The sequence below is a fragment of the Streptomyces sp. CB01881 genome (assembly GCF_002953255.1).
In the GTDB taxonomy this organism is placed as follows: Bacteria; Actinomycetota; Actinomycetes; order Streptomycetales; family Streptomycetaceae; genus Kitasatospora.
Genome location: NZ_CP026498.1, coordinates 1,328,702 through 1,355,300 on the forward strand (window position 1 = coordinate 1,328,702; position 26,599 = coordinate 1,355,300).

General features: G+C 75.6%; 23 protein-coding genes, 1 pseudogene and 1 riboswitch. Of the genes and pseudogenes, 18 read left to right on the top strand and 6 right to left on the bottom strand.

Annotated features, from left to right (window positions below; translation table 11 throughout):
• Positions 1-58: 58 nt before the first annotated feature.
• The 3 genes from C2142_RS05825 (at position 59) to C2142_RS05835 (ending at position 3,669) form a co-directional block, all read left to right on the top strand.
• Positions 59-1,672, top strand: a complete 1,614-nt coding sequence (locus C2142_RS05825) for an AMP-binding protein (RefSeq protein ID WP_148641398.1) — start codon at positions 59-61, stop codon at positions 1,670-1,672.
• Between the two features lie 163 nt (positions 1,673-1,835).
• The gene (locus C2142_RS05830) at positions 1,836-3,263 is read left to right on the top strand and encodes an MFS transporter (RefSeq protein ID WP_148641399.1); all 1,428 of its coding nucleotides are present in this window, start codon (positions 1,836-1,838) and stop codon (positions 3,261-3,263) included.
• A gap of 199 nt (positions 3,264-3,462) precedes the next feature.
• A complete protein-coding gene (locus tag C2142_RS05835) occupies positions 3,463-3,669 on the top strand; it encodes a hypothetical protein (RefSeq protein WP_148641400.1) in 207 nt (68 codons plus the stop codon).
• 78 nt (positions 3,670-3,747) lie between these two features.
• On the opposite strand, the gene C2142_RS39365 is transcribed toward C2142_RS05835, so the two are convergent.
• Entirely contained in the window at positions 3,748-5,664 is a 1,917-nt protein-coding gene (locus tag C2142_RS39365; protein ID WP_148641401.1) for a serine/threonine-protein kinase, read from the bottom strand.
• Between the two features lie 730 nt (positions 5,665-6,394).
• On the opposite strand from C2142_RS39365, the gene C2142_RS05845 reads away from it, so the two are divergent.
• Positions 6,395-7,345 (top strand): hypothetical protein, encoded by a 951-nt coding sequence (locus C2142_RS05845; protein WP_346766361.1) that lies wholly within the window; start codon positions 6,395-6,397, stop codon positions 7,343-7,345.
• Between the two features lie 547 nt (positions 7,346-7,892).
• Here C2142_RS05845 and C2142_RS05850 read toward each other — a convergent pair.
• The gene (locus C2142_RS05850; protein ID WP_148641403.1) at positions 7,893-8,630 is read right to left on the bottom strand and encodes a VOC family protein; all 738 of its coding nucleotides are present in this window, start codon (positions 8,628-8,630) and stop codon (positions 7,893-7,895) included.
• Here C2142_RS05850 and C2142_RS05855 point away from each other — a divergent pair.
• The 8 genes from C2142_RS05855 to C2142_RS05890 all read left to right on the top strand — a co-directional run bounded on the left by C2142_RS05855 (position 8,629) and on the right by C2142_RS05890 (position 15,655).
• Positions 8,629-8,853: a hypothetical protein gene (locus C2142_RS05855; protein WP_148641404.1), complete on the top strand. Its 225-nt coding sequence runs from the start codon at positions 8,629-8,631 to the stop codon at positions 8,851-8,853. The two genes, C2142_RS05850 and C2142_RS05855, sit on opposite strands and share 2 nt — an antisense overlap.
• Before the next feature lie 254 nt (positions 8,854-9,107).
• Positions 9,108-9,299, top strand: coding sequence for a DUF1508 domain-containing protein (locus C2142_RS05860; protein ID WP_148641405.1), 192 nt, complete (start codon positions 9,108-9,110; stop codon positions 9,297-9,299).
• Positions 9,300-9,432: 133 nt separating this feature from the next.
• Positions 9,433-10,752 (top strand): glycosyltransferase family 1 protein, encoded by a 1,320-nt coding sequence (locus tag C2142_RS05865; protein ID WP_148641406.1) that lies wholly within the window; start codon positions 9,433-9,435, stop codon positions 10,750-10,752.
• A complete protein-coding gene (locus C2142_RS05870) occupies positions 10,749-12,023 on the top strand; it encodes a glycosyltransferase (protein WP_148641407.1) in 1,275 nt (424 codons plus the stop codon). The genes C2142_RS05865 and C2142_RS05870 overlap by 4 nt, the downstream gene beginning before the upstream one ends.
• Before the next feature lie 236 nt (positions 12,024-12,259).
• Positions 12,260-13,141 carry an SGNH/GDSL hydrolase family protein gene (locus C2142_RS05875; RefSeq protein WP_148641408.1) on the top strand — a complete coding sequence of 294 codons (882 nt, stop codon included), beginning with the start codon at positions 12,260-12,262 and terminating at the stop codon, positions 13,139-13,141.
• Positions 13,142-13,200: 59 nt separating this feature from the next.
• Positions 13,201-13,743: an MOSC domain-containing protein gene (locus tag C2142_RS05880; protein ID WP_148641409.1), complete on the top strand. Its 543-nt coding sequence runs from the start codon at positions 13,201-13,203 to the stop codon at positions 13,741-13,743.
• A 110-nt stretch (positions 13,744-13,853) separates the two neighbouring features.
• Complete coding sequence (locus C2142_RS05885; protein WP_162002415.1) at positions 13,854-14,978, top strand: NUDIX hydrolase; 1,125 nt, start codon at positions 13,854-13,856, stop codon at positions 14,976-14,978.
• A 281-nt stretch (positions 14,979-15,259) separates the two neighbouring features.
• Complete coding sequence (locus C2142_RS05890; protein WP_148641411.1) at positions 15,260-15,655, top strand: DUF6188 family protein; 396 nt, start codon at positions 15,260-15,262, stop codon at positions 15,653-15,655.
• Between the two features lie 189 nt (positions 15,656-15,844).
• On the opposite strand, the gene C2142_RS05895 is transcribed toward C2142_RS05890, so the two are convergent.
• From C2142_RS05895 to C2142_RS05910, 4 genes are all read right to left on the bottom strand, one after another.
• Entirely contained in the window at positions 15,845-16,219 is a 375-nt protein-coding gene (locus C2142_RS05895) for a hypothetical protein (protein ID WP_148641412.1), read from the bottom strand.
• Positions 16,220-16,312: 93 nt separating this feature from the next.
• Positions 16,313-16,699 (bottom strand): roadblock/LC7 domain-containing protein, encoded by a 387-nt coding sequence (locus tag C2142_RS05900; RefSeq protein ID WP_346766362.1) that lies wholly within the window; start codon positions 16,697-16,699, stop codon positions 16,313-16,315.
• Between the two features lie 82 nt (positions 16,700-16,781).
• On the bottom strand, positions 16,782-18,005 hold the full coding sequence (locus tag C2142_RS41435; protein ID WP_148641414.1) for a hypothetical protein: 1,224 nt from the start codon (positions 18,003-18,005) through the stop codon (positions 16,782-16,784).
• Between the two features lie 118 nt (positions 18,006-18,123).
• Complete coding sequence (locus C2142_RS05910; protein ID WP_148641415.1) at positions 18,124-18,507, bottom strand: hypothetical protein; 384 nt, start codon at positions 18,505-18,507, stop codon at positions 18,124-18,126.
• A 401-nt stretch (positions 18,508-18,908) separates the two neighbouring features.
• Positions 18,909-19,063: riboswitch (cobalamin riboswitch) on the top strand.
• A gap of 276 nt (positions 19,064-19,339) precedes the next feature.
• Here C2142_RS05910 and metE point away from each other — a divergent pair.
• The 6 genes and pseudogenes from metE to C2142_RS05940 form a co-directional block, all read left to right on the top strand.
• Entirely contained in the window at positions 19,340-21,637 is a 2,298-nt protein-coding gene (metE, locus tag C2142_RS05915) for a 5-methyltetrahydropteroyltriglutamate--homocysteine S-methyltransferase (protein ID WP_148642212.1), read from the top strand.
• A 551-nt stretch (positions 21,638-22,188) separates the two neighbouring features.
• On the top strand, positions 22,189-23,604 hold the full coding sequence (locus tag C2142_RS05920; RefSeq protein WP_148641416.1) for a hypothetical protein: 1,416 nt from the start codon (positions 22,189-22,191) through the stop codon (positions 23,602-23,604).
• A gap of 9 nt (positions 23,605-23,613) precedes the next feature.
• The gene (locus C2142_RS05925) at positions 23,614-23,955 is read left to right on the top strand and encodes a deoxyxylulose-5-phosphate synthase (RefSeq protein WP_148641417.1); all 342 of its coding nucleotides are present in this window, start codon (positions 23,614-23,616) and stop codon (positions 23,953-23,955) included.
• Between the two features lie 13 nt (positions 23,956-23,968).
• Positions 23,969-25,189 (top strand): HEAT repeat domain-containing protein, encoded by a 1,221-nt coding sequence (locus C2142_RS05930; RefSeq protein WP_148641418.1) that lies wholly within the window; start codon positions 23,969-23,971, stop codon positions 25,187-25,189.
• 140 nt (positions 25,190-25,329) lie between these two features.
• Entirely contained in the window at positions 25,330-25,770 is a 441-nt protein-coding gene (locus C2142_RS05935) for a hypothetical protein (protein WP_148641419.1), read from the top strand.
• Positions 25,710-26,450 (top strand): annotated as a pseudogene (locus C2142_RS05940) (IS5 family transposase); the annotation flags it as partial. The gene C2142_RS05935 and the pseudogene C2142_RS05940, both read left to right, overlap by 61 nt.
• Positions 26,451-26,599 lie beyond the last annotated feature (149 nt).

Consider the following 26,599-nt stretch of genomic DNA (forward strand, 5'->3'; position numbering starts at 1 on the left):
GAGTTCGCCTAGCCTCCGGACAGGGCCATCCGCCAGGACCGTCGAAGGAGACGCCACCATGCCCGCCAACTCCACTCCACCGTTCGAAAGTTATGTCGACGGCATCCTCGCGGCCCTGCTCCGGCACCCCGAGCGGCCCGCGCTGGTCGGCGCCGACGGCCGCACCGTCACGGCCGGTGCGCTCCACGACGAGGTCCGCGCCACCGCCACCGGCCTGGCCGCTCACGGCGTCCGGCGCGGAGACAGCGTGGCGTTCCTCACCGGCGACCGGCCGGAGGCCGTCGTCGCACGCTATGCCGCGAACCTGCTCGGCGCCCGGGTGCTCTTCCTGGGTGCGGGCATGTCCGCGACGGTGCAGGCGGAGATCGTGGCGAGCGTGGACGCCACCGTGCTGCTGGTCGACCCGGCCTGTCAGGCCGCGGCCGGGGCGCTGCTCGCCCGGGTGCCGGTCCCGGCCGTGCTCACGCTCGGCACCCCACTGCCGGGTACGGCCGTGGACCCCGGCGCCGCCCCGGACGCCGGCCCCTCCGCGAACCCGGACGCCGGCCCCTCCGCGGACCCGGACGCCGACCCCGCCGCCGACGCCTCCGCGGACCGCGTGCGGCCCGAGGACGACTGGTGCCTGCGCTTCACCGGGGGAACCACCGGGACCCCGAAGGGCATCCCCCTGGCGCACGGCCCCTACCGGCAGCTCCTCGACCGGCTCGCCGGACGGCTCCGGGCCGACGCGCCGCCCCGCGCCCTGGCCTGCACCTCTCTCGCGCACATGGCCGGCATCCTCGCCGACGCGGCGCTGCTCGCCGGAGGCACCGTGGTGCTGCGGCCCGGCTTCGACCCGGGCGACGTCCTCGGCGCGCTGGAGCGGGAGCGCATCACCGACCTGTGGCTGCTGCCACCGATGCTGTACGAGCTGCTGGACCACCCGACCGCAGCCGGCACCGACCTCTCCGCGCTGCGGCGGCTCTTCTACGGGGGCACGGTCGCCTCCGCCGAACGGTTGCGGCAGGCCGCGGAGGCGTTCGGGCCGGTGCTGCACGGCTGGTACGGGCAGACCGAGGCCGGGAACATCGCCGAGGTCGGGCCGGACGGGCACACGGTGACCGGCCCGGGCGGGCGGATCACCGCGGGCCGGCCGGACCCCGGGGTCGAGATCGAGGTCCGGGACCCGGCCGGGGCCGTCCTGCCCGCCGGCGAGAACGGGGAGATCCACGTCCGCACCCCCATGGTGATGAGCGGCTACTGGCGCCGTCCGGACCTCACCGCGGAGGTGCTGCACGAGGGTTGGGTCCGCACCGGGGACGTCGGCCACCTCGACGCCGCAGGCTACCTCCACCTGGTCGACCGGCTGAAGGAGATGGTCATCATGGTGGGCGGGCACGTCTACCCGGCGGAGGTGGAACAGGCGCTGCTCACCCACCCCGCCGTCGCCCAGTGCTCCGCCTTCGGTGTCCAACGGGCTGATGGAAGCGAGGAGTTGCACGTCGCCGTGGTCCCGTCGGCCGTCGGCCCGCACCCGGACCGGCCGCTGGTCCGCGCCTGGGTCACCGACCGGCTGGGCGCGATGTACGCGCCGGCCACCGTCCACGTCCTGGACCGCCTGCCGCTCACCGACGCGGGCAAGCCCGACCGCAAGCTGCTCCGCACGACGCTCGGCGGCTCCGGAGGTCGGTAGGTCGGTAGGTCGGTAGGCCGGGCAGCCGCGGCGGCGGCGGTCGCAACGACGGCGGTCGCAACGACGGCGAGAGGTCTGTCGACATCAAGTATCTTGACGTCGAGATTTATCTCCGGCAGGCTGCTCCCCGAGCACCGCAACGGGGAAACGGGAGTGTCGGGCCATGGGAGAGAACGAGGGTGGGCTGCTGGCGCAGCTGCGCCGACCACCGGGCGGGCGGGACGGGCGGATCATGCTGCTCGCCCAGTTCCTGGACCGGGCCGGATCGGGGGTCTGGGCGGCGGCCTCGGTGCTGTACTTCACCTTCGTGACACGGTTGGACGCCCAACAGGTCGGCATCCTGCTGGGCGTCGCCGCCGTGGCGGGCATCGCCGGGTCGCCGCTGGCGGGGCAGCTCGCCGGACGGTTCACGGTTCGGGGACTGCTGATCTGGAGTCACCTGCTGCGGCTGGGTGCGATGGTGCTGCTGCTGCTCTGCGACGGCTTCGCCGCCCTGCTGCCCGTCATCGCCCTCGTCTGCCTGGCCGAACGCGCCGCCAAGATGCTGGAGATGCTCTTCGCCACGCGGGCGACGGGCGAGCGGCGCTCGACCTACCAGGCGCTCACCCGCAGCGCCGCCAACGCGGGCGTCGCGCTGGGCGCCGGGGTCGCGGCGATCGGTCTGGCCGTGGGGACGGAGAACGCCTACCGGGCGCTGGTCCTGGCCAACGCGCTCTCGTACACGGTGACCGCGGCCCTGGTGTGGCGCACCCGGGAGCCGAACGGCGGCTGGCGGGTGGCGGCGCAGGCCTGCGCCGCACCGGACACCGCCGCCGACACCGCTGTGGAGGGGCCGGCACCCAGCCCCTGGCGGGACGGCGGCTACCTGCGCTTCGTCCTGCTCGACATCCCGATGTGCCTGGACGACTCGCTGCTCAACGTCGGCCTGCCGCTCTGGCTGGTGAACCACACCTCGGCGCCGCACGCCTTCGTCCCGGCCTTCCTGGTCGTCAACACCGCGCTGGTCGTCCTGCTCCAACTGCGGGTGTCGGCGCGGGCCGAGGGGCCGCACCGGGCGGCGGCCGCAGTGACCCTGTACGGGGTGGCGATGCTCGCGACCTGCGGGGTCCTGGCGTTCGGCACCGGGGGCGGGGCCTGGAGCGCTTCGATCGCCCTGCTGGTCACGGCGGTCCTGGTGACTGCCGCCGAGCTGGTGCGGTCGGTGACCTCCTGGGAGCTGGCCGTCTCGCTCGCGCCCGACCGGGCCCGGGCGTCCTACCTGGGCGTGGCCGGCATGGCCCAGTCCATCCAGAAGTCCGCCGGACCGCTGCTGCTGACCGGCGTGGTGATGACGGCCGGCCCCGTCGGCTGGCTCGGGCTCGGGGCGGCGACCGCCGGGCTCTCCGTCGTCCAGCGCCGGACCTGCGAACGGCGGCTGGCGGCCATGCGGCCGGCCGGCGAGGTGACGACGCCAGCCCCCGCGCCGGCCGGTGAGGTGACGCCCGGTCCTACCGGTGAGCCGACGCCGGGTCCGGCCGGTGAGGCGGCTGGCGAACCGGCGGACGGAGCGACACCGGGGCCGGCGGCCCGCTCCGCGTCGGGCCGCTGCTGAGGCGGCCGCCCGGACGGTTCACCCGACCTGATTGTCTCCGTCACCCGTTCGCACCTCTCCGGTGGCAAACGGCCAAATCCACACGTTCGCATGCCAACGTTTGCAGGGCGTCCCCCACCGAACGCCTCTTTGCCCGCCCGGGTCGGCCGTCCGGCCGCAGGGGCCGGCCGAAGAGCTGTGAACACCTGGAAGGCATGAGATGCCTGTTCGTGGAACGCTCTGCAAGTTCGCCGTCACCGCGGTCCTGACGGCTGCGGCCGCGGTCGCCGTGCCCACCACGGCGGTGGCGCACAGCGAGGCCCCGCAGCCCTCTTCGGCCTCCGGCCTCGCCACGGGCGCGGCCTCGGTCGGCCTCTTCGGCCCGAAGATCAGCTGGCTGGAGGCGTTCAGCCGGAGCAACGGCTGACCTGCCGTTCCGCCGCCACCCGGACGCCCCGACCGCACCGAGCGGCCGGGGCGTCCGGCGTTCCGCTCCGTACCGGTGTCAGGGGAGCTTGCCGAGGGCCTTGGTCATCAGGGCCTCGGCCTGCCCTGCGGGTGGGAAGGGCCGCGACTCCGTCGCGAAGAACTCGACGAGGTACCCGCCCTTGGCGGTGGTGACCTTGTCCACGACGGCGGGTGCGTAGGTGATGCCGTTCTCAGTACAGGTGTAGGTCTCACGACGGGCCACCACGTCGCCGCCGATCGCCGGAGCCGGCAGGGGCTTGACGGTCACCTCACAGCTCTGGGGATCGCCGCTGAACTTGATCTTCGCGGTGAACGACGGGCACCCGCTCAACTGGTCCCGGACGGCCTGCATCGTCCGGGCGATCTCGGCGGCGTCGGCCTCCTTGAGCTGCTCGTTGAACGAGTACCGCTCCGACGCACCGGCGGCCGACTTGTAGAAGAACTCCGCGGTGTCGTCCTGCGTGTGCTTCCAGCGGGTTTCCCGGTTGCGCGCCTCGCAGGGCCAGGTACCCCCGACGGGACGTCCGTAGCCCATGTCCCCCGCGCCGGAGTTCTCGTAGTACCCGGACGGCATGTCGCTCTTGTGGAGCAGCTTCGCCCGGATCGTGTTGGTCTCGGAGAAGTAGGGCACGGCGAAGGCCACCCCCAGTGCGGCGGCCCCCGCGAGGAGCGACGCGGTGATCACCGGCCACGTCCGCCGCCGCGGCCGCCCCGCCGGGTCCGCCGGGTCCGCCGGGTCCGCCGGGTCCGCCGGGTCCGCCGGGTCCGCGACGGACACCTCGGGCACGGTGACGTGCGGTGCGGGCACTGCGGCGGGCAGGGTCGGCCCGGTGACAGGCGGTACCGGCAGGGTCGGCCCGGTGACGGACTGCGCGGGAACGGTGGGCCCGGCGTACGCGTCGATGACGCCCGGAGCCCCGGCGCCGTCCGCCGCTGGTACGGGGGCGGGGGCCACCGGCTGTGGGGCCGGGGCCACCGGCCCGGTCACGAAGGCGGCGGGTGCGGGGGCGGCGGGTACGAAAGCAGCGGGTCCGGGAGCGGGAGCAGCGGGTCCGGGTGCGCCGACCGCCGGGACCGCCGGGACCGCCGGCCCGGGAACGGGCGCGACGGCCGCCCGGCCCAGCAGCGCGGCGGCCTCGTGGAAAGGGAGCCTGCGCAGCGGGTCCTTCGCCATCAGGCCCTCGATCACGGGCGCGAGCGCCCCCGCGCGCCGCGGAGGCGGCGCCTCGTCCGAGACGACGGCCAGCAGCGAGGCGGTCGGGGTGGCGCGCTGGAACGGGGACAGGCCCTCGACCGCCTGGTACAGCGAGACGCCGAGCGAGAAGAGGTCCCCGGCCGGCCCGTCGTCCTGGCCCTGGATCCGCTCGGGCGCCATGTACTCGATCGACCCGATGACGGCGCCGGTCGCGGTGAGCGCGGTGTCCTCGTGCCGCAGGGCGATGCCGAAGTCGGTGAGCAGCACCTGGCCGTCGTCGGCCAGCATGATGTTGGCCGGCTTCACGTCCCGGTGGACGATGCCCGCCGCGTGCGCCGCGCCCAGCGCCGACAACACCGCGGCACCGATCCGGGCCACCGTCTCCGGCGCCAGCGGTCCGCCCGCCGCCAGCCGGTCCGCGAGCGAGCCCCCGGTGATCAGCTGCATCACCGTCCACGGCACGCCGTCCGCCACGAGCACGTCGTGCACCGCGACGACGTGCGGGTGGTCCCGCAGCCGGGCGGCGCTGCGGGCCTCCCGCTGCGCCCGGACCAGCCTCTCCTCGGCCTGGGCCGGACTCATCGAAGGGGCCAGCCAGACCTGCTTCACAGCGACGTCGACGTGCAGGGCGGTGTCGGTCGCCTGCCAGACCTGCCCGAACCCGCCGGCCCCCAGACGCCGGACCAGCCGGTATCGCCCGGCGATGACCAGCCCCTCGTACGCCCCTTCGCCCGCCACCCCGTCGCCCACGGCTGCCACCGCATACCCCCTCGTCGACCGGCGTCATGATAGCGACCGGCCGTCACTCCCCGGCCACGAAGGCCATGTTCACACCACCGGTGCCCGATTGAGCGGCGACATCGGTCAGCCGCCGCCACGGCCGGTCGTCGATCGACGTGGCTGCCGGCTGGGCGGTTCGAGCCGCCCGGCATCGAGTATCCGAGGCCACCACTCGTGGCGGGTGAAGTGAACGAGCGTCACGGTCACCGCTGGAACCGACCAACCGGATCGTTGATCCGCTGCTGCCGTTCGCCCACCCGGTCGACGACCTGCACCGCTGTCACCACAACCGCGGCTGACCGAAGTCGCCATCGGCCAGACCGCCTTCACCGTGCGCGCGGACCGGATGGCCTCTCGCTGCCGCGCCACCCGGGCCGGCCCGGCGCTCAGCTGACGAGGTGACGAGGTGACGAGGTGACGAGGTGACCAGGTGACCGAGTGACCAGCTCAATCCGACAGGCAACGCCGGAGGCACCGGCGAGCGTTCAGTGACCCGGCGCGGCTCCCGGCTCCCGGCTCCCGGAGGCTGCGACCGGGACGTCGAGGCCCGCTCTGCCCTTCGGTGAGGCGTTCTGCGTCGTCCGAAAACCCCTTGCTCCCCGGTCCGCCCGCTTGGTGGGATGCAGGGGCTTCGACGGCGGGAGGGGACAGCTTGGCGGTGTTCGGGTGTGCGGGTTGCGGTGCGGTCCTGACGGCGGCGGTGTCGGAGGTGGCGTTGCCGATCCACCTGGCCGACACCCACTGGGAGACGCTGCACCCGCCCTTGCTGGAGGCCGGGTCGTACGCCGTCGACCCCGCGTCGTACGGGCCGCCGTGGTGGCAGTGGGACGAGGTCGAGGCGCACGAGGCGGCGGAGCGAGGGCGCTTCGCACCGTTCGGCGCGCTGTCCGACGGACCGTCGGACACCGTTCTCCTCGCGCCTGGCGACATGCGCGGCACCAGGCTGATCCTCGAACGGGCCGGGGGCTACTGCAGGGGGATCGACGGGAGGGACGGGCCGAACCTTGCCTGCCTGGGCTGCGATCTGCCGGTCGGGACGAGGATGGACGACTGCGGGTACTGGCAGGTCGTCCGGCTCGTCCCGCAGGCGGTCGTGCGGCTGCCCGGCCCGCCGGAGCGGCCGGTCATGGACTGGGCGGAGCTGCTGGCCGCCGGCGCGCTGTGGCACCGGCTCAGCGAGTACCGGGACATACCGGCGGGCGTGGCTCTCGCCCAGGTGGTGCTGGCCTCCGGGGGCGCGCCGGTCGAGGTGGCACCCGGGCCGGTCGCGGAGCTCCTCGGCCGGGCACTCGGCGCGCTGCTTCCCGCCGGGGAGAGCGCGAAGCGGCTCGACCTGGCGGGACCGGGGCTCGGCGAGCCGGCCGCTGACCTGGTGCTGGTGCCGGTCCATCCGCAGACCGGAGACATGTGGCAGCCGCAGGCCGGGGCGGTGCCGGTACCCATGGATGCCACGCTCTGGGCCGAGCTCGCCTTCCCGCCGCACCGGACCCGGCTGCCGGTCGTCGGCGGGCTGCCGGCAGGCGTGGAGCGGGACGACCCGCTGCCGCCGCACCCGTGGTACCCGTTCCAGCCATCCAGTGAGGCGTTCCGGTACACGCTCGCGCGGATTCCCGCCGTCAGGGAACCGTGGCTGCGGGCGATCTACGACCGAGGATGCTGACCCGGCAGAGGTGGTGCGGACCCAGACGTCGGGTGCGACGTGACCGGAATGGACGGTGAGTCCGATCCCCGGCAGGATCGCGGCGACGAGGAACACGCCGTAGTGGTAACCGACCTGGTACGCGGTGTCAGAGCCGCCACCAACGTCGCCGGAGAGCAGCGTGCGCAGTCCCAGCAGGCTGAGAAGGCCGACCAGGACGAAGAGGGTGACCGCGGCCCCGCTCGTGCCCCCGGGCTCGGGCGGCATCGACAGCAGTTCCCGCGGCGGGGGCGGTCGAGGGGCCGGTCGCAGTCCGACAGGGCTTTCCGCACGGCGACGGTTTCATCCGCTGCGGCGCGCGTTGGGCAGGTACGTGGCTTCCAGCCGCGCGGGAGCGCCGGCGGGGGCTCCTCCGGCTCCACCCCCGCCGGATCCGGCCCCGCCGGATCCAGCCAGTGGCCTTACTGGCATCCAAAGACGCGGGGACACCGTCCCCGCCTCCGGCGGTATGCGCCGACGCCACGCGGTCTGCGCCGCCGACCCGAACCGGCCGGAGCCGTTGCTCAGGTCAGCGAGGGCTGAGGAGGCAGAACTCATTGCCCTCCGGGTCGGCCAGAACCGTCCAGGAGATGGCGGACTGGTCGATACCGGGGTCGGTGGCGCCCAGGGCGCGCAGCCGGGCCTCCTCGGCTGCCGGGTCGTCGCCGCGGTAGGGGCTGATGTCCAGGTGGACGCGGTTCCACCCGCTCTTGGTGTCGGGGGTGCGGACGAACTCCAGGTAGGGGCCGACGCCTTGGGCGGAGCGCATGGTCGCGTGGTCGTCGGCGACCTCGTGCACCGTCCAGTCCATCGCCTCGCCCCAGAACCGGGCCATCGCCCGCGGGTCGGTGCAGTCGACCACCACCGCGGCGATCGGCCCGGTGTCCCGGTAGATCTCCCGGGGCTCCAGGACGCAGAACTCGTTGCCCTCCGGGTCGGCCATGACCGTCCAGGGGACGTCGCCCTGACCCACGTCGGCGAGCGTCGCGCCGAGATCCTTCAGGCGCGCAACCAACTCCGCCTGGTGGCCGGTCGAGGTGGTGGCCAGATCAAGGTGCACCCGGTTCTTCACCGTCTTGGGTTCCGGGCGGGCGACGATGTCGATGCAGACGGCCACGGGGTCGGGGTAGGCGAAGCCGATCGGTTCGAGGTTGGTCACGCCGGGGCCCTCGCTGTCGACACCCCAACCGAGTGCCTCCGCCCAGAACCGGCCGAGCACGGAATCGTCCTGGGCCTTCATATTGATCTGCACAAGTCGTGTTGCCATGCAGCAGATCCTAGAAGTCACCGCGGCCCGGGTCGCGCAAATCGAGATGGCGTTCGATGAGATCAAGAACCACCTCGGCGTCTCCGGCCCGCTCCGCTCCCGGACCGCCGACGGCATCCGCCAGGAGATCTGGGCCTTCCTGGCCGTCCACCACGCCCTGCGGAAGGTGATGCACACCGCCGCCACCAGCGGCCCGGCCGTCGATCCCGACCGCGTCTCCTAGCTGGCCGCTGTCCGGGTCATCCGCCGTACCGTCGTCGCCCAGGTCGCCACCCGCGCGCCGTCGAAGGCTCTCTGGCCCCCTGCCGCCACGTCCCCGGAATGTCCCCACCGGTGCCGTCCGCTCTGGCTTCCGTCCCGGACGCCGGTGACCCGTTTGGCGGAGACACTCGAATGCCTCATCTGGCAAGCGGTAAACAGTATTTGGTCCTACGTTGCCGTTCGAGGGGGTTACCCGACCGAGAGGTGAAGGACCTGATGGCTGGCAAGTTCGAGCTGTACACCGACGAGACCGGCATGCACCGGTTCCGGCTCAAGGCGAGCAACGGCTCCGTCGTGGTCACCGGAGACCCGCAGGAGAGCCGGGACGACTGCATCAAGAGCATCGAGTCGATCCGCAAGCTCGCGCCCTACGCGGAGCTCAAGGAATCGGCTGCCGGTCCGGCCTGAGCGGTCGGGCGCCCGCCGCCGACGGCGGGGTGAGGGCGGAACGCGGGTCGGCGGCACAAATCGCCGACCCGCGTTCGTTTGTACGACAGATCCCTTTGGCCGCGTGCACGCCGGACCCGGACACAACTCAGGCATGCGCGTCGCCATCGTCACCGAATCCTTCCCTCCCGAGGTCAACGGAGTCGCCCACAGCGTGCTGCGGACGGCCGAGCACCTGGTCCGCCGGGGCCACCAGCCACTCGTCATCACCCCGGCCCCCGCGCGAGGCGCCGACTGCCCTCCGCACACCTTCGGGGCCGGACCGGCCGCAGCCGAACTGCCGGTCGTCCGCATCCCCTCCGTCCCGCTGCCCGGGTACCCGCAGGTGCGGATCGCCCTGCCCGGCCGGCAGCTCACCGCCGCCGTCGCCGGGCACCGGCCCGACCTGGTCCACCTGGCCAGCCCGTTCGTGCTCGGCGCACGCGGCATGCAGGCCGCCGCACGGCTCGGCGTCCCCGCCGTCGCCGTCTACCAGACCGACCTCGCCGGCTACGCGCACGCCTACCGGGCCGGGTGCCGGCTCGGCGAGGCCGCCGCCTGGCACCGCATCCGCACCATCCACCGGGCCGCCGCCCGCACCCTCGCGCCGTCCACCCCGGCGGCGCAGGACCTCACCGCGCACGGCGTGCCCAGGGTCCGGCTCTGGCCGCGCGGGGTCGACTCGGTCCGCTTCCACCCGCGCCACCGCGACGAGGCGCTGCACCGGACGCTCGCCCCCGGCGGGGAGGTGCTGGTCGGGTACGTCGGCCGGCTCGCGCCCGAGAAGCGGGTCGACCTGCTGGCCGCCGCCTCGGCGCTGCCCGGGGTACGGGTCGTCGTCATCGGGGACGGGCCGTCCGCCGCCGGGCTCAGGGCCGCGATGCCCGGCGCGGTCTTCCTCGGCCGCCGGACCGGTGACGAGCTCGCCCGCTGCTTCGCCACCCTGGACGTGTTCGTGCACACCGGTCCGCTGGAGACCTTCTGCCAGACCATCCAGGAGGCGATGGCCAGCGGCGTCCCGGTGATCGGCCCGGCCGTCGGCGGGCCGCTCGACCTCGTCGCCCACCACCGGACCGGCCTGCTGGTCCCGCCCCGGGACGGCGCCGCCGTCGCCCGGGCGGTCGGGACCCTGGCCGCCGACGCCGCCCTGCGGGCCCGTTACGGGAACGCCGGGCGGGCGGAGGTGACCGCCCGTACCTGGGAGGCGGTCGGGGACCTGCTGCTGCGGCACTACGCGGAGGTGCTGGCGGAGCACCGGGAGGTCGCTCCGGCGGCGGCCGCCGAGGCCGCGCCGCCTGTACCGGCCGCACCGCCCGCGGTGCCTGTAACGGCTGTACCGCCCGCACCGCCTGTACCGCCCGCACCGCCCGCGGCGCCTGCCCCGGCCGTACCGGCCACGCCGGCCTCCCCGGTGGTGGAGGAGCTGACGGCATGACCGGACACGGAGGCCCGCTGCGGATCGTCCGGGTGGCGAACTTCGTCACCCCCGTCTCCGGCGGACTGCGCACGGCGCTGCGCCACCTCGGGGCCGGCTACCGGGCCGCCGGGCACCTCCCGGTACTCGTGGTGCCAGGCGAGCGACGTACCGAGGAGGAGACCGAGCAGGGCCTGGTCGTCACCCTGCCCGGGCCCGTCCTGCCCGGCAGCGGCGGCTACCGGCTGCTCACCGACCGGCGGGCCGTCACCCACGAGCTCACCCGGCTCGCGCCCGACCGGCTGGAGGTGTCCGACCGCACCACCCTGCGCTGGACCGGCGGGTGGGCGCGGCGGCACGGCGTCCGCTCGGTCATGGTGTCGCACGAGAGCGCCGCCGGGCTGCTCCGCACCTGGGGCCTGCCAGCCCCGCTCGCCGGGGCCGCCGCCGACCGGCTCAACGGCCTGACGGCGCGGGCGTACGACACCGTGGTCTGCACGACCGACTGGGCGGCGGCGGAGTTCCGCCGCCTGGGCGTGCGCAACCTGGCGCGCGCACCGCTCGGTGTGGACCTCACCGGGATGCGGCCCCCGACGGACGCGGAGCGGACGGCGGAACGGTCCCGGTACGCGGAGCCGGGGCAGGTGCTCCTGGTGCTCTGCTCGCGGCTCTCCACCGAGAAGCACCCCGAGCGGGCGCTCGACGCGCTCGCCGTGCTGCGCGCGCGCCGGGTCCCGGCCGTCCTCGTGGTGGCGGGCACCGGACCGCTCCGCCCGCGGCTCGCCGCCCGGGCCGCCCGGCTCCGGCTGCCCGTGCACTTCCTCGGGCACGTCGGCGGGCGCGACGCACTGGCCCGGCTGCTCGGCTGCGCCGACGTGGTGCTCGCCCCGGGACCGGTCGAGACCTTCGGGCTCGCCGCGATGGAGGCGCTCGCCTGCGGCACGCCGGTGGCGGTCAGCCGCTCCTCGGCGCTCCCCGGGCTGGTCGGGCCGGCAGGCGTGGCCGCCGCGGACACCGGCGCGGGCTTCGCGGAGGCCGTCGCCACGCTGCTCGCCCGCCCCGAGGCGGCCCGGCGCCGTGCGGCGCGCGCCCAGGCGGAACAGTACGGCTGGCCCACCGCCGTCACCGCTTTCCTGGCCGCCCACGGCGCGAGGGCACACGGCACGGGGACGGACGACGCGGAGACGGACGGCACGGGGACGGACGGCAGGCGGGCCTTCGGCGCCGGAGGGGACACCGCCTCGACGTCCCGGGCGGGCGAGGCGTCCCGGGCAAGCGAGGCGGGCCGGTAGCGCGTGGGAAGTCGGACGGGCCGACTTCTGTTCCGGGTGCCCCGGGGGTCGCTGCCCGGCGAGGCGAGGCAGGACCGGAGTGGGCGTCGGACCCGCCGACTTCCCACTCCGGCGGTGAGGGACGCGGAGTCAGGAGGCAGGCAGTGAGCACGGTGGCGGTCGGGGACAGGGACAGGGACAGGGACGGGGACGGTGCGGCGGTTCCGGGCGGGGACCGGGGGCCGGGAGGGCGACGGGTGGCCGGGCCGGTCCGGTTCGTGGCGCTCGGGGACTCGCTCACGGAGGGGGTCGGCGACCCGGTGGCCGACGGGTGGCGGGGCTGGGCCGCGGTGCTCGCGCGGTCGCTGGCGCCGGCCGGGGCCGGCGTCGAGTTCACCAACCTGGCGCGCAGCGGCGCCCTCAGCGCCGATCTGACGGCGGGGCAACTGCCCGTCGCCCTGGCGCTGCGTCCGGCGGTGGCCGCCGTGGTCATCGGTGGCAACGACACCCTGCGGGCCGGGTTCGACGTCGGCCGCACCGCGCGCGAGCTGGACGCCACCCTCGGTGGGCTGTCCCGCGGCGGCGCGCTGGTGCTCACCGCTTGCCTGCCCGACCCGGGCACGCTGCTGCGGCTGCCGCAGCCGTTCGCCCGTCCGCTGGCCCGCCGGATGCGCGCGGTGAACACGGTGGTGCACGCGCTCTCGGCCCGTCACCGGACCGTCCACCTGCACCTCGCCGAGCTGCCGTGGATGGCGCGGCGGCAGCTGCTGAGCGTGGACCGGCTCCACCCGAGTGCCGAGGGACACCACCTGATCGCCCGTGGCTTCCACGACCTGCTCGCCGCCGCCGGCCGCCCGCTCGGCCCGGCCCCCGCCGCCGAACCGGCCGAGCCGCCGCCGGGCACGCTGGCGGACCTGTGGTGGATGGCGACCCGGGGCACCCGCTGGGTCGCCGACCGCAGCACCGATCTGCTCCCCGGCCTGCTCGCACTGGCCGCCGTCGAGGGTTTCGCCCGGCTCCGCGGGGCCACCGGCCGCCAGGACGAGCAGATGGTTCGCGCGGCGGCCGCGGCCCTCGCCTCGCTCGGCCCGGCCGGGGCGGGGGATCCGTCGGCCGGCCGCCGGAAGCTACCCTCCTGACGGGCAGGGTCACAATCAGAGGCGTTGCGATCAGCGCCGCGTACAGAGGGGGCCGCCGAATGAGCGGATCGGTCACGGCAGTCAGCAGCAACGGCGAGTACTCGTTCACCAAGCCCAACCGGGCCGCCATCACCCTGCTCGCCGGGCTCGGTGTGGAGGGGGACGTCCATGCCGGGGTCACGGTCAGGCACCGCTCGCGGGTCGCGCAGGACCCGACCCAGCCCAACCTGCGGCAGGTCCACCTCATCCACGAGGAGCTCTTCGCGGAGGTGGGCGCGGCCGGCTTCGGCGTACGGCCGGGCGAGCTCGGCGAGAACGTCACCACCCGGGGCGTCGACCTGCTCGGCCTGCCCGTCGGGGCGCTGCTGCGGATCGGCGGCGAGGCGGTCGTCGAGGTCACCGGCCTGCGCAATCCGTGCGCCCAGATCGACAACTTCCGGGACGGGCTGCTGAAGCAGGTCGTCGGCCGGGACGAGGCCGGGAACGTCGTCCGCAAGGCCGGCATCATGGGCGTCGTCCGGACCGGCGGCGTGGTCCGGCCCGGCGACGCGATCGCCGTGGAGCTTCCGGAAGGGCCGCACCGGCCCCTCGAACGGGTCTGACGGCAGGTTCGCCCCGCAGGACGGCGGGGAACCGTCGGGGTGGGCGGGGATGTCCTGCCAGGCGGGCGGGCGGGGGTCGTCCACCCGGTTCGACGGAGGGACTTGCCGTGGTGACGTCGGAGCCTGCGGGCGGCCTGGACGGTCGTGCGGGACGCGAGTTGCTGGCCGCCGCCGGAGTGCTGTTCCCGGACGCGCAGGGCCGGGTGCTGATCGTCCGGCTGCCGTACGACCGGAGGCATCCGCTGGCGGTCTCCGGCGGCGGATGGGAGCCGCGGGACCTCTCCCCGCGCCGGACGGCCGTGCGGGAGATCGAGGAGGAGCTGGGGTTCACCCCCAGGCTCGGGCCGTTGGCCTGCATCGACTGGACGCTCGACGACTACCGGCCGCCGGTCGCCGCGCACCTCTACTGGGGCGATCCGCTCACCCCCCGGGAACTGGCCGCGTTCACGCCGGACCCGGCGGAGGTCGGCGGCTGGGCGTGGCTGACACCGGAGCAGGCGGGCCACGCCCTGCCGCCGCGGCTCTCCCGCCGGGTGAGTGCCTGCCTGCGGGCGCCGCGGGACGCCGGGCCGCTCGAACTCGAGGACGGCATGCCCGCCGGACACACCCTCGACCACCTGGCGGCCGGGCCGCCGCCCGCGTACACCCGGCTGGCCGGGGTCACGCTGACCGGTACGCCCGGTCTGCCCCCGGCGGAGCCCGCCGCTCCCCCGCTGGACCGGGAGACGTTCATCGCCACCCGCCCACGGATCCGGGCCAAGGCGCGGACGCTGTTCACCGACGCGGACGGGCGGGTGCTGCTGGTGCGGCTGCGCCCGTGGCCGGGCCCGGGCGGCGAGGAGCCGTACTGGGTGCTGCCCGGCGGCGGCATCGAGGCGGACCGCGAGCTGCCCCGGGCCGCGGCCCGGCGCGAGGTCCGTGAGGAGCTGGGCTGGGAGTGCGAACCGGGCCGGCTGCTGGCCCTCGACTGGCTGCCCGGACGGGACGCGGACCGGGCGAGCGACCGGGACACCGCCGTCCTGGTGTACGTCTTCGACGGCGGGACGGTGACGGAGGAACAGCTCGCCTCGATCGCACTGGCCGAGGACGAGCTGGTCGAGTGGCGGCTCTGCGACCCGGCCCGGGCCCGGGCGCTGCTGTCCGGCTCCTCCTGGGCCCGGACGGCGGCCGCCCTCGCCACCCGCGCCCGGGCGGGCGGGCCGGCCGAACTGGTCGGCGGGCGGCCTGCGGACTGACGGCGGACTGACGGAGGCGGCTGGCGGCGGGCGGCCGGACCACGGTCAGCCGTCGCGTGTGCCTGGAGGCGGACGGGCCTGCAGGCGCACGCGACGGCTGACCGGCGCGCGCAGTGCCGCGCGCGCCGACGGCGGGTGAGCGGAGGCGGGCCGACGGCGGGTGAGCGGAGGCGGGCCGACGGCGGGTGAGCGGAGGCGGGCCGACGGCGGGTGAGCGGAGGCGGGCCGACGGACCGCCGGACCACCGGACCAGAACGGTGTTCCTGGTCCACACTGGGCCCATGCAGAACGCGCTCGGGAAGGTACTGGCCGGCCGCCGGGTGGCGGCGGTCGGCGGCGGCGGCCGGCTCGACATCACGCTCGACGGGCCGGTGACCGTCCGGGTGGCGCACGAGTTCGTGATCGCGACGCCCACCGAGGTGGACCACTTCTTCCCCGCCCTGACCCTCCGCCCGTCCGGCGCGCTGCTCGGCCTGGTGGGCCGGACGCTCGGCGCCGCCCGGGTGACCATGGCGGGCGGGCTGGAGCTGGCCTTCGACGGTGACGCCGTGCTGTCCGTGCCGCCGCACGCGCAGGTCGCGCCCTGGAGCGTCGTCACGCCCGAGGGCACCGTCTGCGCAGGGCTGGCGGGCGGCGAGGTGGCGTGGGCGGAGGAGCCGGCGACGCCCAGCGGGTGAGCCGGGCAGTCCCGGGTCGGTCCGGGCAGTCCCGATTCGGTCCGGGCAGTCCCCAGTCAGCCCGGGCCGGACCGGCCGACGCCACCGGCCGCCCGGCCCACGCCACCGGCTGTCCGGCAGGCCCCCGCGCCGCACGACGCGGGGGCCTGCCGCCGGACGGACGGCCGGGCGGCAGTACCGCCCGACGCGTCAGACCTCCAGCTCGTTCTCGATCTTCGTCAGCTGGTGCCGGGCCATCGCCAGGTTGGCGCGGCCCTTGTCCAGCGCGAGGTAGAGGAACAGGCCCTTGCCCCCGCGGCCGGTGAGCGGACGGATCAGGTGGTACTGGCTGCTGAGGGTGATGAGGATGTCCTCGATGCCGTCCTGCAGCCCGAGCATGTCCATCGTGCGCATCTTGGCCCGGACCACGTCGGTGTTCCCGGCCGCGGCGACGTTGAGGTCGAACCCCCCGGGGCCGTCGAGGGTGGCGAGGGCCATGCCGCTGTTGTAGTCGACGAGGGCGGCTCCGAGGGCACCCTCGATCGCGGTCATGGTCTGCTTGAGTGCGCCGGCTGCGTCTGTCATGTCGGTTTCTCCAGTTCGTTCGGAAGATCGGAAGGGTGGGAAGGGTCGGAAGGTTCGGTCGGGTCAGGTGGGGCCGGAAGGTGCGGGAAGCGCCTACGGAGGGTCCTTGGGGGTCAGCGAGTCGTTGATCAGGGCCGCGATCCGCCGGGCGGAGCGGCGGGCCTCCAGGTGCAGCCGGCCGACGTTCACGTCCGGGTGCGCCAGCAGGGTGAGCACACAGCTGCCGCCCGCCGCATAGGTGCCGATGTACCCGTACTCGCCGCGCACCAGCGACTCCCGGAACTCGCCCTGCCCGGTGGTGTCCGCGAGCCGCTGGGCCAGGCTCAGCGAGGCGGCGGTCATCGCGGCCAGACCGGAGGGCTCGGCCCCGTGGGTGTCGTGCGCGACCAGCAGGCCGTCCACGCTGGCCACCAGACCGCCCGCGAGGTGCGGGACCCGGTGCCTGAGGGCACGCACTTCGGCCAGCAGCTCGGTCTCCAAGGCGATCAGTTGTCTCCTTCCGACACGCTGCTTGAGCGCCCGCCTCATGACCGTGAGAGCGGGGTCGCGGGCGGAGAGTTGTTCAAAGTCGGGCCTCCAGAAGGGTTCGGACCCGGATCAGCAGCGCGATGTCCGGGTCGGGGACGGTCGGCGGGCGGGCCGCCGCCGGGCCCGGCGGGTGGGCCGGGGCCGACGGGTGGACCGCGAGCGGGCGGTGGCGGGCGGAGCGGATGGCGCTCACCGGGAGCAACCCCGCCAGGGCCGCGCCGGGGACGCGGCGGAGCAGCCCGGGCGGGGGCCCGGGCGGGGGCGCCGGCGGCGGTCCGGACTGGGTCCCGGGGGGCGCTTCGGTCCGCACCCCGGGCTCCGGTCCGGCCTGCGCCGCGGACCGCGACCCGGCGGCGTGCCGCGGGGCGTCACGGCCCGGCGTGGCCAGCAGCCCGGCGGCGGCGAGGCGGCGGACGTCGGCCGTGGTGGCGAACCCCGAACGGCCGAGCAGCCGCGCCAGCTCCGCCGGGGTTCTTCGGCCGTCGGCGTGGTCGAGCAGTTCGCGCTGACGCCGGCTGGGCGGGCACGGCCGGCCCGGCCGGTTGCCCGGGGCCGCGCACCGCTCCTGGCCTCCGGACGGGCGGACGGAACCGACCGCACCGGCCGGACGGACCGGACGCGGCGGGCCGACCTCCCCGATCCGGCCGACCTCGGCGATCCGGCCCGCCTCGGCGGTCCGGCCGGTCCGGCCCAGCGGGCGGACCGGTTCGGTGTCGAGTTGCGGCCAGGGCCAGATCCGGTCGAGCAGCCGGTGCCGGCGCTCCACCTCCCGGCGCAGCCGCGGAGCGCTGACCGCCGCGACCGGGCCGAGCCAGTGCCGTGCGCCCGGCTCGAAGGACCACGGGCCCGCCGAGGCCCCGGCGCCGTCGAGCACGAAGAACGCGGCGTCGTAGAGGGCGCCGAGCTGGCAGAGCTCCAACTCCCCCCGAGTGAAGAGCCGTTGTTCGACCAGGGCGCCGCCGACCCGGCCGTGCGGGCCGTAGGTGCGGACGGCCTCCTGCCAGGCCTGCCGGGTGATCCTGCCACAGCCGGTGAGCAGCATGGCCAGGTCGGGCGCGCGGTCGGACTCGGCGTGCACCACCAGGCCGTCGGCGAGGTGCAGCGTGCCCGTGGGGCCGCGCAGGGCGCCGGTCGCGCGCTCGTCGGCCAGCCGCTCGACGGCGGCGAAGGCCTCACCGGTGGTGAGCGGCGCGCCGGTGGCGAGGGCGTGGCCGGGGGCCATGACGTGACCGGGCACGATGGCGTCGACGTCGTTCACGCCGGCCGCCCGGTGACCGCCGGGGCGTCGGCGGCCCGGCCCGCTGGCCGAAACACGGCGCCCCGGGCCGACGATGCGCCGCGCCGGCCCGCCATCGCGTTCGCCGTCCGAACGCCGGTCATCCGAGCACCAGTTCCTCGGCGAGGGCCTGCAGGCGGTAGCGGGCCGAGGCGAGGTTGCCCTCGGTCCGGTCGAGCCACAGGTGCAGGACGAGTGGGCTGTCGAAGACGGTGTCAATGAAGCAGATCAGGTGGTAACTGCGGCCCGCAGTGAGGATGATGTCCTGCAGAGGCGCCCGGCTGTCCTCCGCCACGGTGAAGGTTTCACTCTCAAAAGCCGTACGTACCAAGTCGGTTGCCTCCGCGGCCGTGGTCTCGTGGTCGCCGGTGGGGCTGACGCCGGCGCTGCCGAGGGCGAGTCCGCTGCTCCAGTCGATGAGGCTGGCCGCACGGGCACCGGCGATCGCCATGGCCGCGGACAGGCATTCGTCGATACCCGGCACTCGGGCTCCTTCGGACGGATTGGGGCAGCCGGGCACGCTGGGCCGACGCCGACCGGACCGCCACGGGCAGTGGCGGGTTCGACACGGAAGGCTACTGGCGGATTCCGTATGACGAACATTCCAATGGCATATTCACACCACAGGGGTCTGATTTCGGCCAAGCTATGACGTCGCGTCAGATCGAGGCGGCGGTCGAACCTGCTGGCCGGAGCCGACGCGGCGGGCCGCCGAGATCCGGCCCACCGGCCCACCTGGACCGGGACCTTGGCCGATTGTCGGCCACGCCGGAGGGTTTCGGCCACGGACTGCGATAAGACCGATCCGTGTACCGCGCCCGGCCGTTGCGGCTAGGGTGGGCGGCGCAGCTGGTTCGCACCCGTCCGCCAGGCGGGGTGCGTCGCAAGAGGGAATCCGGTGCGAATCCGGAACTGCCCCGCAGCGGTGAGTGGGAACGAAAGCCGTCACCCAGCACTGGACGTCGAGCGTCCGGGAAGCGACGGCCGGTAGGAGCCGGACGGCCCTCAGGGGCCCGGTGTGCCCGCGAGTCCGAAGACCTGCCACTGCCCGTGCGCCGGACCGGCGCGCGGCCACTCACCGGGACCGCGCGGGACGGTCGGCGGCGGCAGGAGCCGGACGGACGGCGCACGCGCGCCGCGGCCGACCGGCCCGCCTTCGCGCACGTCCGCCCGTACGGGCCCACGGACTCGCGAAGGAGAGTCCCGTGCCCAGCACCACCCAGGCGCCCGCGCCCGGCACCGCCCCAACGCCCCTTCCGGGCACCGCCCCGACGCCATTTGCGGGCAACGCCCCCGTCCACCGTCCCGCCGCCACCGTGCACGGCTACCCCCGGCAGGGCCCGGGCCGCGAGCTCAAGCGGGCGGTCGAGCAGCACTGGGCCGGCCGCACCGGCGCCACCGAACTGCTCGCCACCGCAGCCGGGTTGCGGCGCCAGGTCTGGCGCACCCTGGCCGCCGCCGGGCTGGACGAGGTCCCCGGCAACCACTTCTCGCTCTACGACCACGTGCTCGACGCCGCCTGGATGGTCGGAGCGATCCCGCCCCGGCACGCGGCCGCGGCTCCCCCGTTCGCCGAACCGGGAAGCCCCGAGCACCACTTGGCCGTCTACTTCGCGATGGCGCGCGGCACCGCGGAGGTCGCGCCACTGGAGATGACCAAGTGGTTCGACACCAACTACCACTACCTGGTACCCGAGCTCGGCCCCGGTACCGTCTTCCGCGCCGACCCCGGCAAGCCGCTCACCGAGTTCGCCGAGGCCCGGCTGCTCGGCCTGACCACCCGCCCGGTGCTGCTCGGCCCGGTCAGCCTGCTGCTGCTCGCCAAGCCCGCCGCCGACGCCGGCCCCGGCTTCGAGCCGCTCACCCTGCTGGACCGGCTGCTGCCCGTCTACGCCGAGATCCTGGCCGCACTGCACGCCGTCGGCGCCGAGTGGGTCCAGCTGGACGAGCCCGTGCTGGCCCAGGACCAGCCGCCGGCCGTGCTCAACGCCACCGCCCGCGCCTACCGGGACCTCACCGCCGCCACCGACCGGCCCCGACTGCTGGTCGCCTCGTACTTCGGCGAACTCGGCGACGCCCTGCCGGTGCTGGCCCGCTCCCGGGTGGAGGGGCTGGCGCTGGACTTCACCGGCCCGGCCGCCGCCAACCTGCCCGCCCTGGCCTCGCTCGGCGGGCTGCCCGGGAAGCGGCTGGTCGCGGGCGTGGTCGACGGCCGCAACGTCTGGGCCGCCGATCTCGAAAAGGCCCTCGCCACCCTGGCCACCCTGCTCGGGCTCGCCGACCGGGTCGACGTGGCGCCGTCCTGCTCGCTGCTGCACGTCCCGCTCGACACCGCCGCCGAACGCGACCTCGACCCCCAGGTGCTGCGGTGGCTCGCCTTCGCCCGGCAGAAGGTGGACGAGACGGTCGTCCTGGCCCGCGCCCTGCGCGAGGGCACCGAGGCGGTCGCCCCGCAGCTGGCCGCCAACCGGGCCGCCCGGGCCTCGCGCGCCGGCTCCGCGCTCACCCGCGACCCGGCCGTCCGGGCCCGGGCCGCCGGCGTCACCCCGGCCGACACCCGGCGGGCCGCCCGGTACGCCGAACGCGCCGAGGCGCAGCGGGCCCGGCTGGCGCTGCCTCCGTTGCCGACCACGACCATCGGCTCGTTCCCGCAGACCGACGCGCTCCGCGCCGCCCGGGCGGACCTGCGCGCCGGGCGCCTGGACGCCGCCGGCTACCGCGAGCGGATCACCGCCGAGGTGCGGGAGGTGATCTCCTTCCAGGAGAAGGCCGGCCTGGACGTCCTCGTCCACGGCGAGCCCGAACGCAACGACATGGTCCAGTACTTCGCCGAGCAGCTGACCGGCTTCCTGGCCACCCGGCACGGCTGGGTCCAGTCGTACGGCACCCGGTACGTCCGTCCGCCGGTGCTGGCGGGGGACGTCGCCCGGCCGGCGCCGATGACCGTGGACTGGTACCGCAGCGCCGCCGCGCTGACCGACCGTCCGGTGAAGGGCATGCTCACCGGGCCGGTCACCATGCTGGCCTGGTCGTTCGTCCGCGACGACCAGCCGCTCGCCGACACCGCCCGGCAGGTGGCGCTGGCGCTGCGCGACGAGGTCGCCGACCTGGAGGCGGCCGGGGCGGCCGTGGTCCAGGTGGACGAGCCGGCCCTGCGGGAGACGCTGCCGCTGCGGCGGGCCGGCCACGCGGACTACCTGGCCTGGGCGACCGAGGCGTTCCGGCTGGCCACCTCGGGCGTCCGGGCGGACACCCAGGTGCACACCCACATGTGCTACGCCGAGTTCGGCGACATCCTGCGCGCGATCGAGGAGTTGGACGCCGACGTGATCTCGCTGGAGGCGGCCCGCTCCGGGATGGCCGTCACCGCCGAACTGTCCGCCGCCGGCTACCCGCTGGCGGTCGGCCCGGGCGTCTACGACATCCACGCGCCCCGCGTGCCCGGCACCGCCGAGACGGTCGCGCTGCTGCGGAAGGCGCTGCGCCACCTGCCCGCCGAGCGGCTCTGGGTGAACCCGGACTGCGGCCTCAAGACCCGCGCCTGGGCGGAGGTCCGGCCGGCCCTCGAACACCTGGTGGCGGCGGCCCGGGAGGTCCGCGCGACGCTCCGGTAAACGCCGAAGGGGCCGTTCCCAGTGCGAACGGCCCCTTCGGGGTAGAGCGCCAGGCCCGGGTCGAACGGACTCTTCCTACTGAAAGTAGGACGTGCTCCAGTAGCACCTCTGACGCCTGTCCGAGAGGACGTTCCCTCTCGACGGGATGAACAGTAGCAGGACATCACGCCTGCTCAGAAATCGGATGGACGACGAAGGGCGAGGTCAGGACGGCAGCGCCCGACGGCCCTCGGTACCCGCCGGGACCTCGCCGAGGTGTTCCGCCCGCGCGCCCTCGGCCGCACCCGGGTCACCCGCGAGACCCGGGCAGCCGGAGGACGTCGACGACTGCTTCGAGGCGGTCCTCGCGGGCCGGCTGACGGCCCGCCCGGTCCTCGACCTCCGCTGCTCCCGATGGCGGGCGGCCCCGTCCGGCCCGGTCTCGGTCCCGGTCCCGATCCCGTTCCCGGTCACGGCCCTGGCCCGGTACCGCTGCTGGGCGAAGTCCCGGGACGGACGCGGACCGGCGGAATCCGCGCCCCCGGCGGTCGGGCGTCCGCCAGGATGCCCCCATGGACTCCCTCCTGTACGGACTCGCCGCCCATCCGGCCCTGCCCGCCCACCTGGTCGACCGGCTGATCGCGGACGCCGACGCCGATGCCGAGGTGGCCTGGCGCCTGGCCGACCGGGCCGACCTGAGCCGCGACCAGGTGCGCGCCCTGGCCGCACGCTCCCGGCAGGCCTCCATCCACCTCGCGTACGGAGGTCTGCTGCGCGCCGAGGACGTGGACCCCGCGCTGCGGCCGGAGGCAGCGCTCGCGCTGCTGGACGAGGGGCGCGGGGACGTGTCGTGGGCGCCGCGGCTGGCAGGCGACCCGGTGGTCGCGCGGCGGGTCGGGCTGGCCGGGTGCCGAGGGCTGCCGGCCGCGGTGGAGGAGGTCCTGGCGGCCGACCGGGAGCCGGAGGTCGTCGCGGAGCTCGCGCTCTGGACCGCCTCGCCCGCCCTGCTGACCCGGCTCGCCGTCCACCCGGACGCCGCGGTCCGCCGGGCGGCCGCCACCAACGAGGCCACGCCCCCGGAGCTGCTGGCCGCCCTGCTCGACGACGACCCCGGGATCCGGCAGGCGGCCGTCTGCAACCCGGCCACGCCCGGGGAGGCCGCCGCCCGGTACGCGGACGACCCGTCGCCGGTGCTGCGCCAGGCGCTCGCCGAGCGGCCCGACCTGCCGGCCGCCGTCTACGAGCGGTTCGCCGCGGACCCCGTCCCGTGGGTGCGCGGCAACCTCGCCGAGAACGCCGCCATCGGGGAGCCCCTGATCCGGCGCCTGGCCGGGGACGACACCTACGACGTCCGCCGGCGCCTCGCGCACCACCCGCACGTCCCGCTCGACGTCCTCGCCCGCCTCGCGGCCGCCACCCGGATCGGCCCGACCCTGCTGCCCCGGATCGCCACCGCCACGGCGGACGAGGTCCCACGCCTCGCCGGCTCCCCCGTACCCGCGCTGCGGATGCTGCTGGCCCGCCGCCGCGACCTGCCCGACGCCGTGCGCGACGCGCTGGCGGACGACCGCGACGCCAAGGTCGCCGCGTCGATCGCCCCTCACCCGGGCCTGTCCGAACGCCGGCTGGGCGCACTCCTCGACCGGTTCGGCACCCGGGTCGCCGCGGCCGTCGCCGCCAACCCCGGCACGCCGGCCGCCCTCCTCGAACGGCTCGCCGCGCAGCAACCCCCCGCCGGGAAGGCCCTGCGGGCCGTCGCCCGCCACCCGCACGCCACCGCCGCCGCCCTCCTCCGCTGCCTCGCCGACCCCAAGGCCCGCCCCCTCGCCGCCGCCCACCCGGCGCTGCCCGCCGACGTGCTGACGGGCCTGCTCGGCGGCGACGACCCGCAGACCGTCGAGGCCGCGGCCGCCAACCCGTCCCTGCCGGCCGGGCAGGTGGAGAGCCTGCTCGGAAAAGCCGTCGAACGCCGCCGGTCACGGTCGTAGGCTCGCCGGGTGGCCCACACCAAGACCTCCTTCGTCTGCCTGCCCTGCCGCGCCTCGTACAAGCAGCAGTACGGCGACGTCCACGCCGGCGCCCGCGAACGCCCCTGCCCGCGCTGCACGCGGCCGCTGGTCCACGCGGGCTCCGCCTTCGCCGCGCCCCGCCGCCGCGACACCGCCGCGTGGCGGACCCTCGCCGTGCTGCTGCACGCCGGCGTCCGCTTCCACAAGTGCCGCTGCGGCGGCCCGCACTTCCGCCCCCGCACCCCCGGCGAGGTCCGTGAGCGGATGGCCCACGCCCGCCGGACGGGCGAGTCCTTCGCCGCGTCCCTGGTCCGCCGCGAGCTCCCGTAGGGACGGGCCGGGAATGGGAACTCCACTCATCGCGGCGGTCCGGCGCGGGGACGCCCCGGCCGTGCGCGAGCTGCTGGCCGCCGGCGCGGACCCGGACGCGGTCGACGAGGTCGGAACCCCCGCCCTCTGCCTCGCCGTCGACGCCTTCGACCTGCCCACCGCCGAGGAGCTGGCGGCGTCGGCACGCTTGGACCGCGTCGCCCCGGACGGGCGGACCGCCCTGCTGCGGGCGGTCGACCGCGGCGCCCACGACATCACCGACCTGCTCATCGGCAGGGGCGCGCAGATGTGGCACGAGGACGCCGAGGGGCGCGACGCCCTGCACCTGGCCCGGCACTGGCACGAGACCGGGGCGGAGGCCGAGCTGCGCCGCCGGACCGGCCGGCCGGAGCCGGCCACCCGCAGGACGGTGTGGCACGACGGCTGGAACACCGGTGAACTGACCCTCGGCGGCCTGACCGTCCGGACCGGTCACACCGCCGTCCTCACCTCGCTGGAGCCCTCGTACGGGATCACCCCGCCGTTCGCCGAACTGCTCGACCGGGCGCTGGCCGAACCCGACGTCGGCCACGAGGTCTGGTGGGCGACCACCTACGCGCTCCAGCGGCGCAGCGCCCCGGGCGTCTGGGACGCGGCCGCCGCACTCCGGGACGACGACGACCCGTTGGCGCGGTACTTCGGCGCCGAGGTGCTGTACCTGGTCAACCTCCTCGACGAGGACGAGGACGCGCCGTTCGACCGGCCGCTCGTGGACCTCTTCCTGCCCTGGGTGGCGCAGGAGCCGGACCCGCGGGTGGTCCGCACACTCACCGCCGGGCTGCGCGACGCCCTGGACGCGCGCGCCGCCCGGCCGCTCCCCGCGCTCACCCGCCACCGCGAGGCCGCCGTCCGGCTGGTCGCGGTGGACGGGCTGCGGCGGACCGTCGCGGCCGGGGACACGGGGGCGCTCGCGGCCGTGCTCGACCGGCTGACGGACGAGGACCCGGCGGTCCGCCGGACGGCCTGCTCGGCCCTGGCCGCCGCACCCGGCTCCGCCGGCGCCGTGGCGGACGCCCTGGCCGGCCGGCTCACCGACGAGGACGAGGCCGTCCGGGTGGAGGCCGCGGCCCGGCTGGCGCTGCGCGACGACCCGCGCGGCGACGCGATCCTGCACGGCCTGCGGTCGGTGCCCGGGGCGTCGCCCTACGAGGGCCTGCTGCTGGACGTCCAGCAGCACCGGGAGCGGCGCCACTAGGGTCGGCGGTGGGGCCGGCAGCGGGGACGGCGGTGGGGCTGCCCCCATCCCGGCTCGGGGAACAGTCCCATGGGACCGGCGGCCGCCACGGGGAAGAGTGACGACCCGTCAGCACTCCTCCGGTGAAAGGGACTCCGACGATGTCCTCCAGCATGCGACGCTCCACCGCCCGCCGTTCCGCCGTCGGCACCGCCGCCCGGGCCGCCGCCGTCTCGGTGCTCTGCCTCGGCCTCGCGGCGGGGACGGCCGCGCCGGCTCTGGCCGCCGGGTCGGGCCACGGCGCGCAGCCGCGGCGCGGCACGCTCGTCTCCGCCACCGAGCTGGTGCGCATGGACGCCGGCCAGGCCACCGCCTACGTCCAGGGCATGGGGTTCGCCACCGCGCCCGCCGCGGAGGACGGCGTCGACGTGTACCGCCTCACGTACCGGACGGTGGACCCGGCGGGCCGGCCGACCACCGCCAGCGGGGTGGTGGCGCCCCCGCACAGCGCCTCCGCGCGCGGCCCGCACGGGCTCCCGAGCGGCGCCACCGCTTTCCGGGTCGGCTGCGTACTCCCGACCGGGCGGCCCTCGCCGGTGTGATGTACGTGCTGCGGACTGGTGTCGCCTGGCGCGACGTCCCCGCCGAGATAGTCGGTTGCTCCGGAGTGACGGCTTGGCGCCGACTGCGGGACTGGACTGAGGCCGGAGTCTGGTCACGTCTGCACGCCGCCTTGCTGACCGAGCTGCGCCGGGCAAACCTCTTGGATCTCGACGACTGCGCCGTGGACGGCTCACATGTCCGGGCCCTGGAAGGGGGGACCACGTCGGCCCTTCGCCCGTCGATCGCGCCCGGCCCGGCTCGAAGCACCATCTGATCGTCGACCGGCACGGCACCCCGCTCGCCGTCACGCTCACTGGCGGGAATCGGCACGACGTCACCCAGTTGTTGCCGTTGCTGGATGCGGTCCCGCCGATCCGGGGACTTCGGGGGCGCCCCCGCCGCAGACCGCGGCACTTGTACGCCGACCGGGGCTACGACTTCGACAAGTACCGCCGTCTGCTGCGGCAGCGCGGTATCAAGCCGTTGATCGCCCGGCGCGGTGTCGCCCACGGCTCCGGCTTGGGCAAGGTGCGCTGGGTGGTCGAGCGCGCCTTCCGCCTGGCTGCACCAGTTCAAGCGGCCCCGCACCCGCTACGAGCGGCGCGCCGACCTCCATCATGGCCTGCTCGAACTGGCCTGTGGGCTCATATGCCTTCGCCGGCTGCGGCCCTCGCTCTGAAGCGGACGGTGGGGCTGGGGGAAGTGGCCGCTGTGCGGCCTTGGACGGCTGTTCTCCCCCGGCGGCGTCCTGGTACGGGATCAGCCGATGCGGCTGATCCCGCCGCGGCGGCCAGCAGCGACGCCGCGCCGCAGACGGCGAGGCCGCCC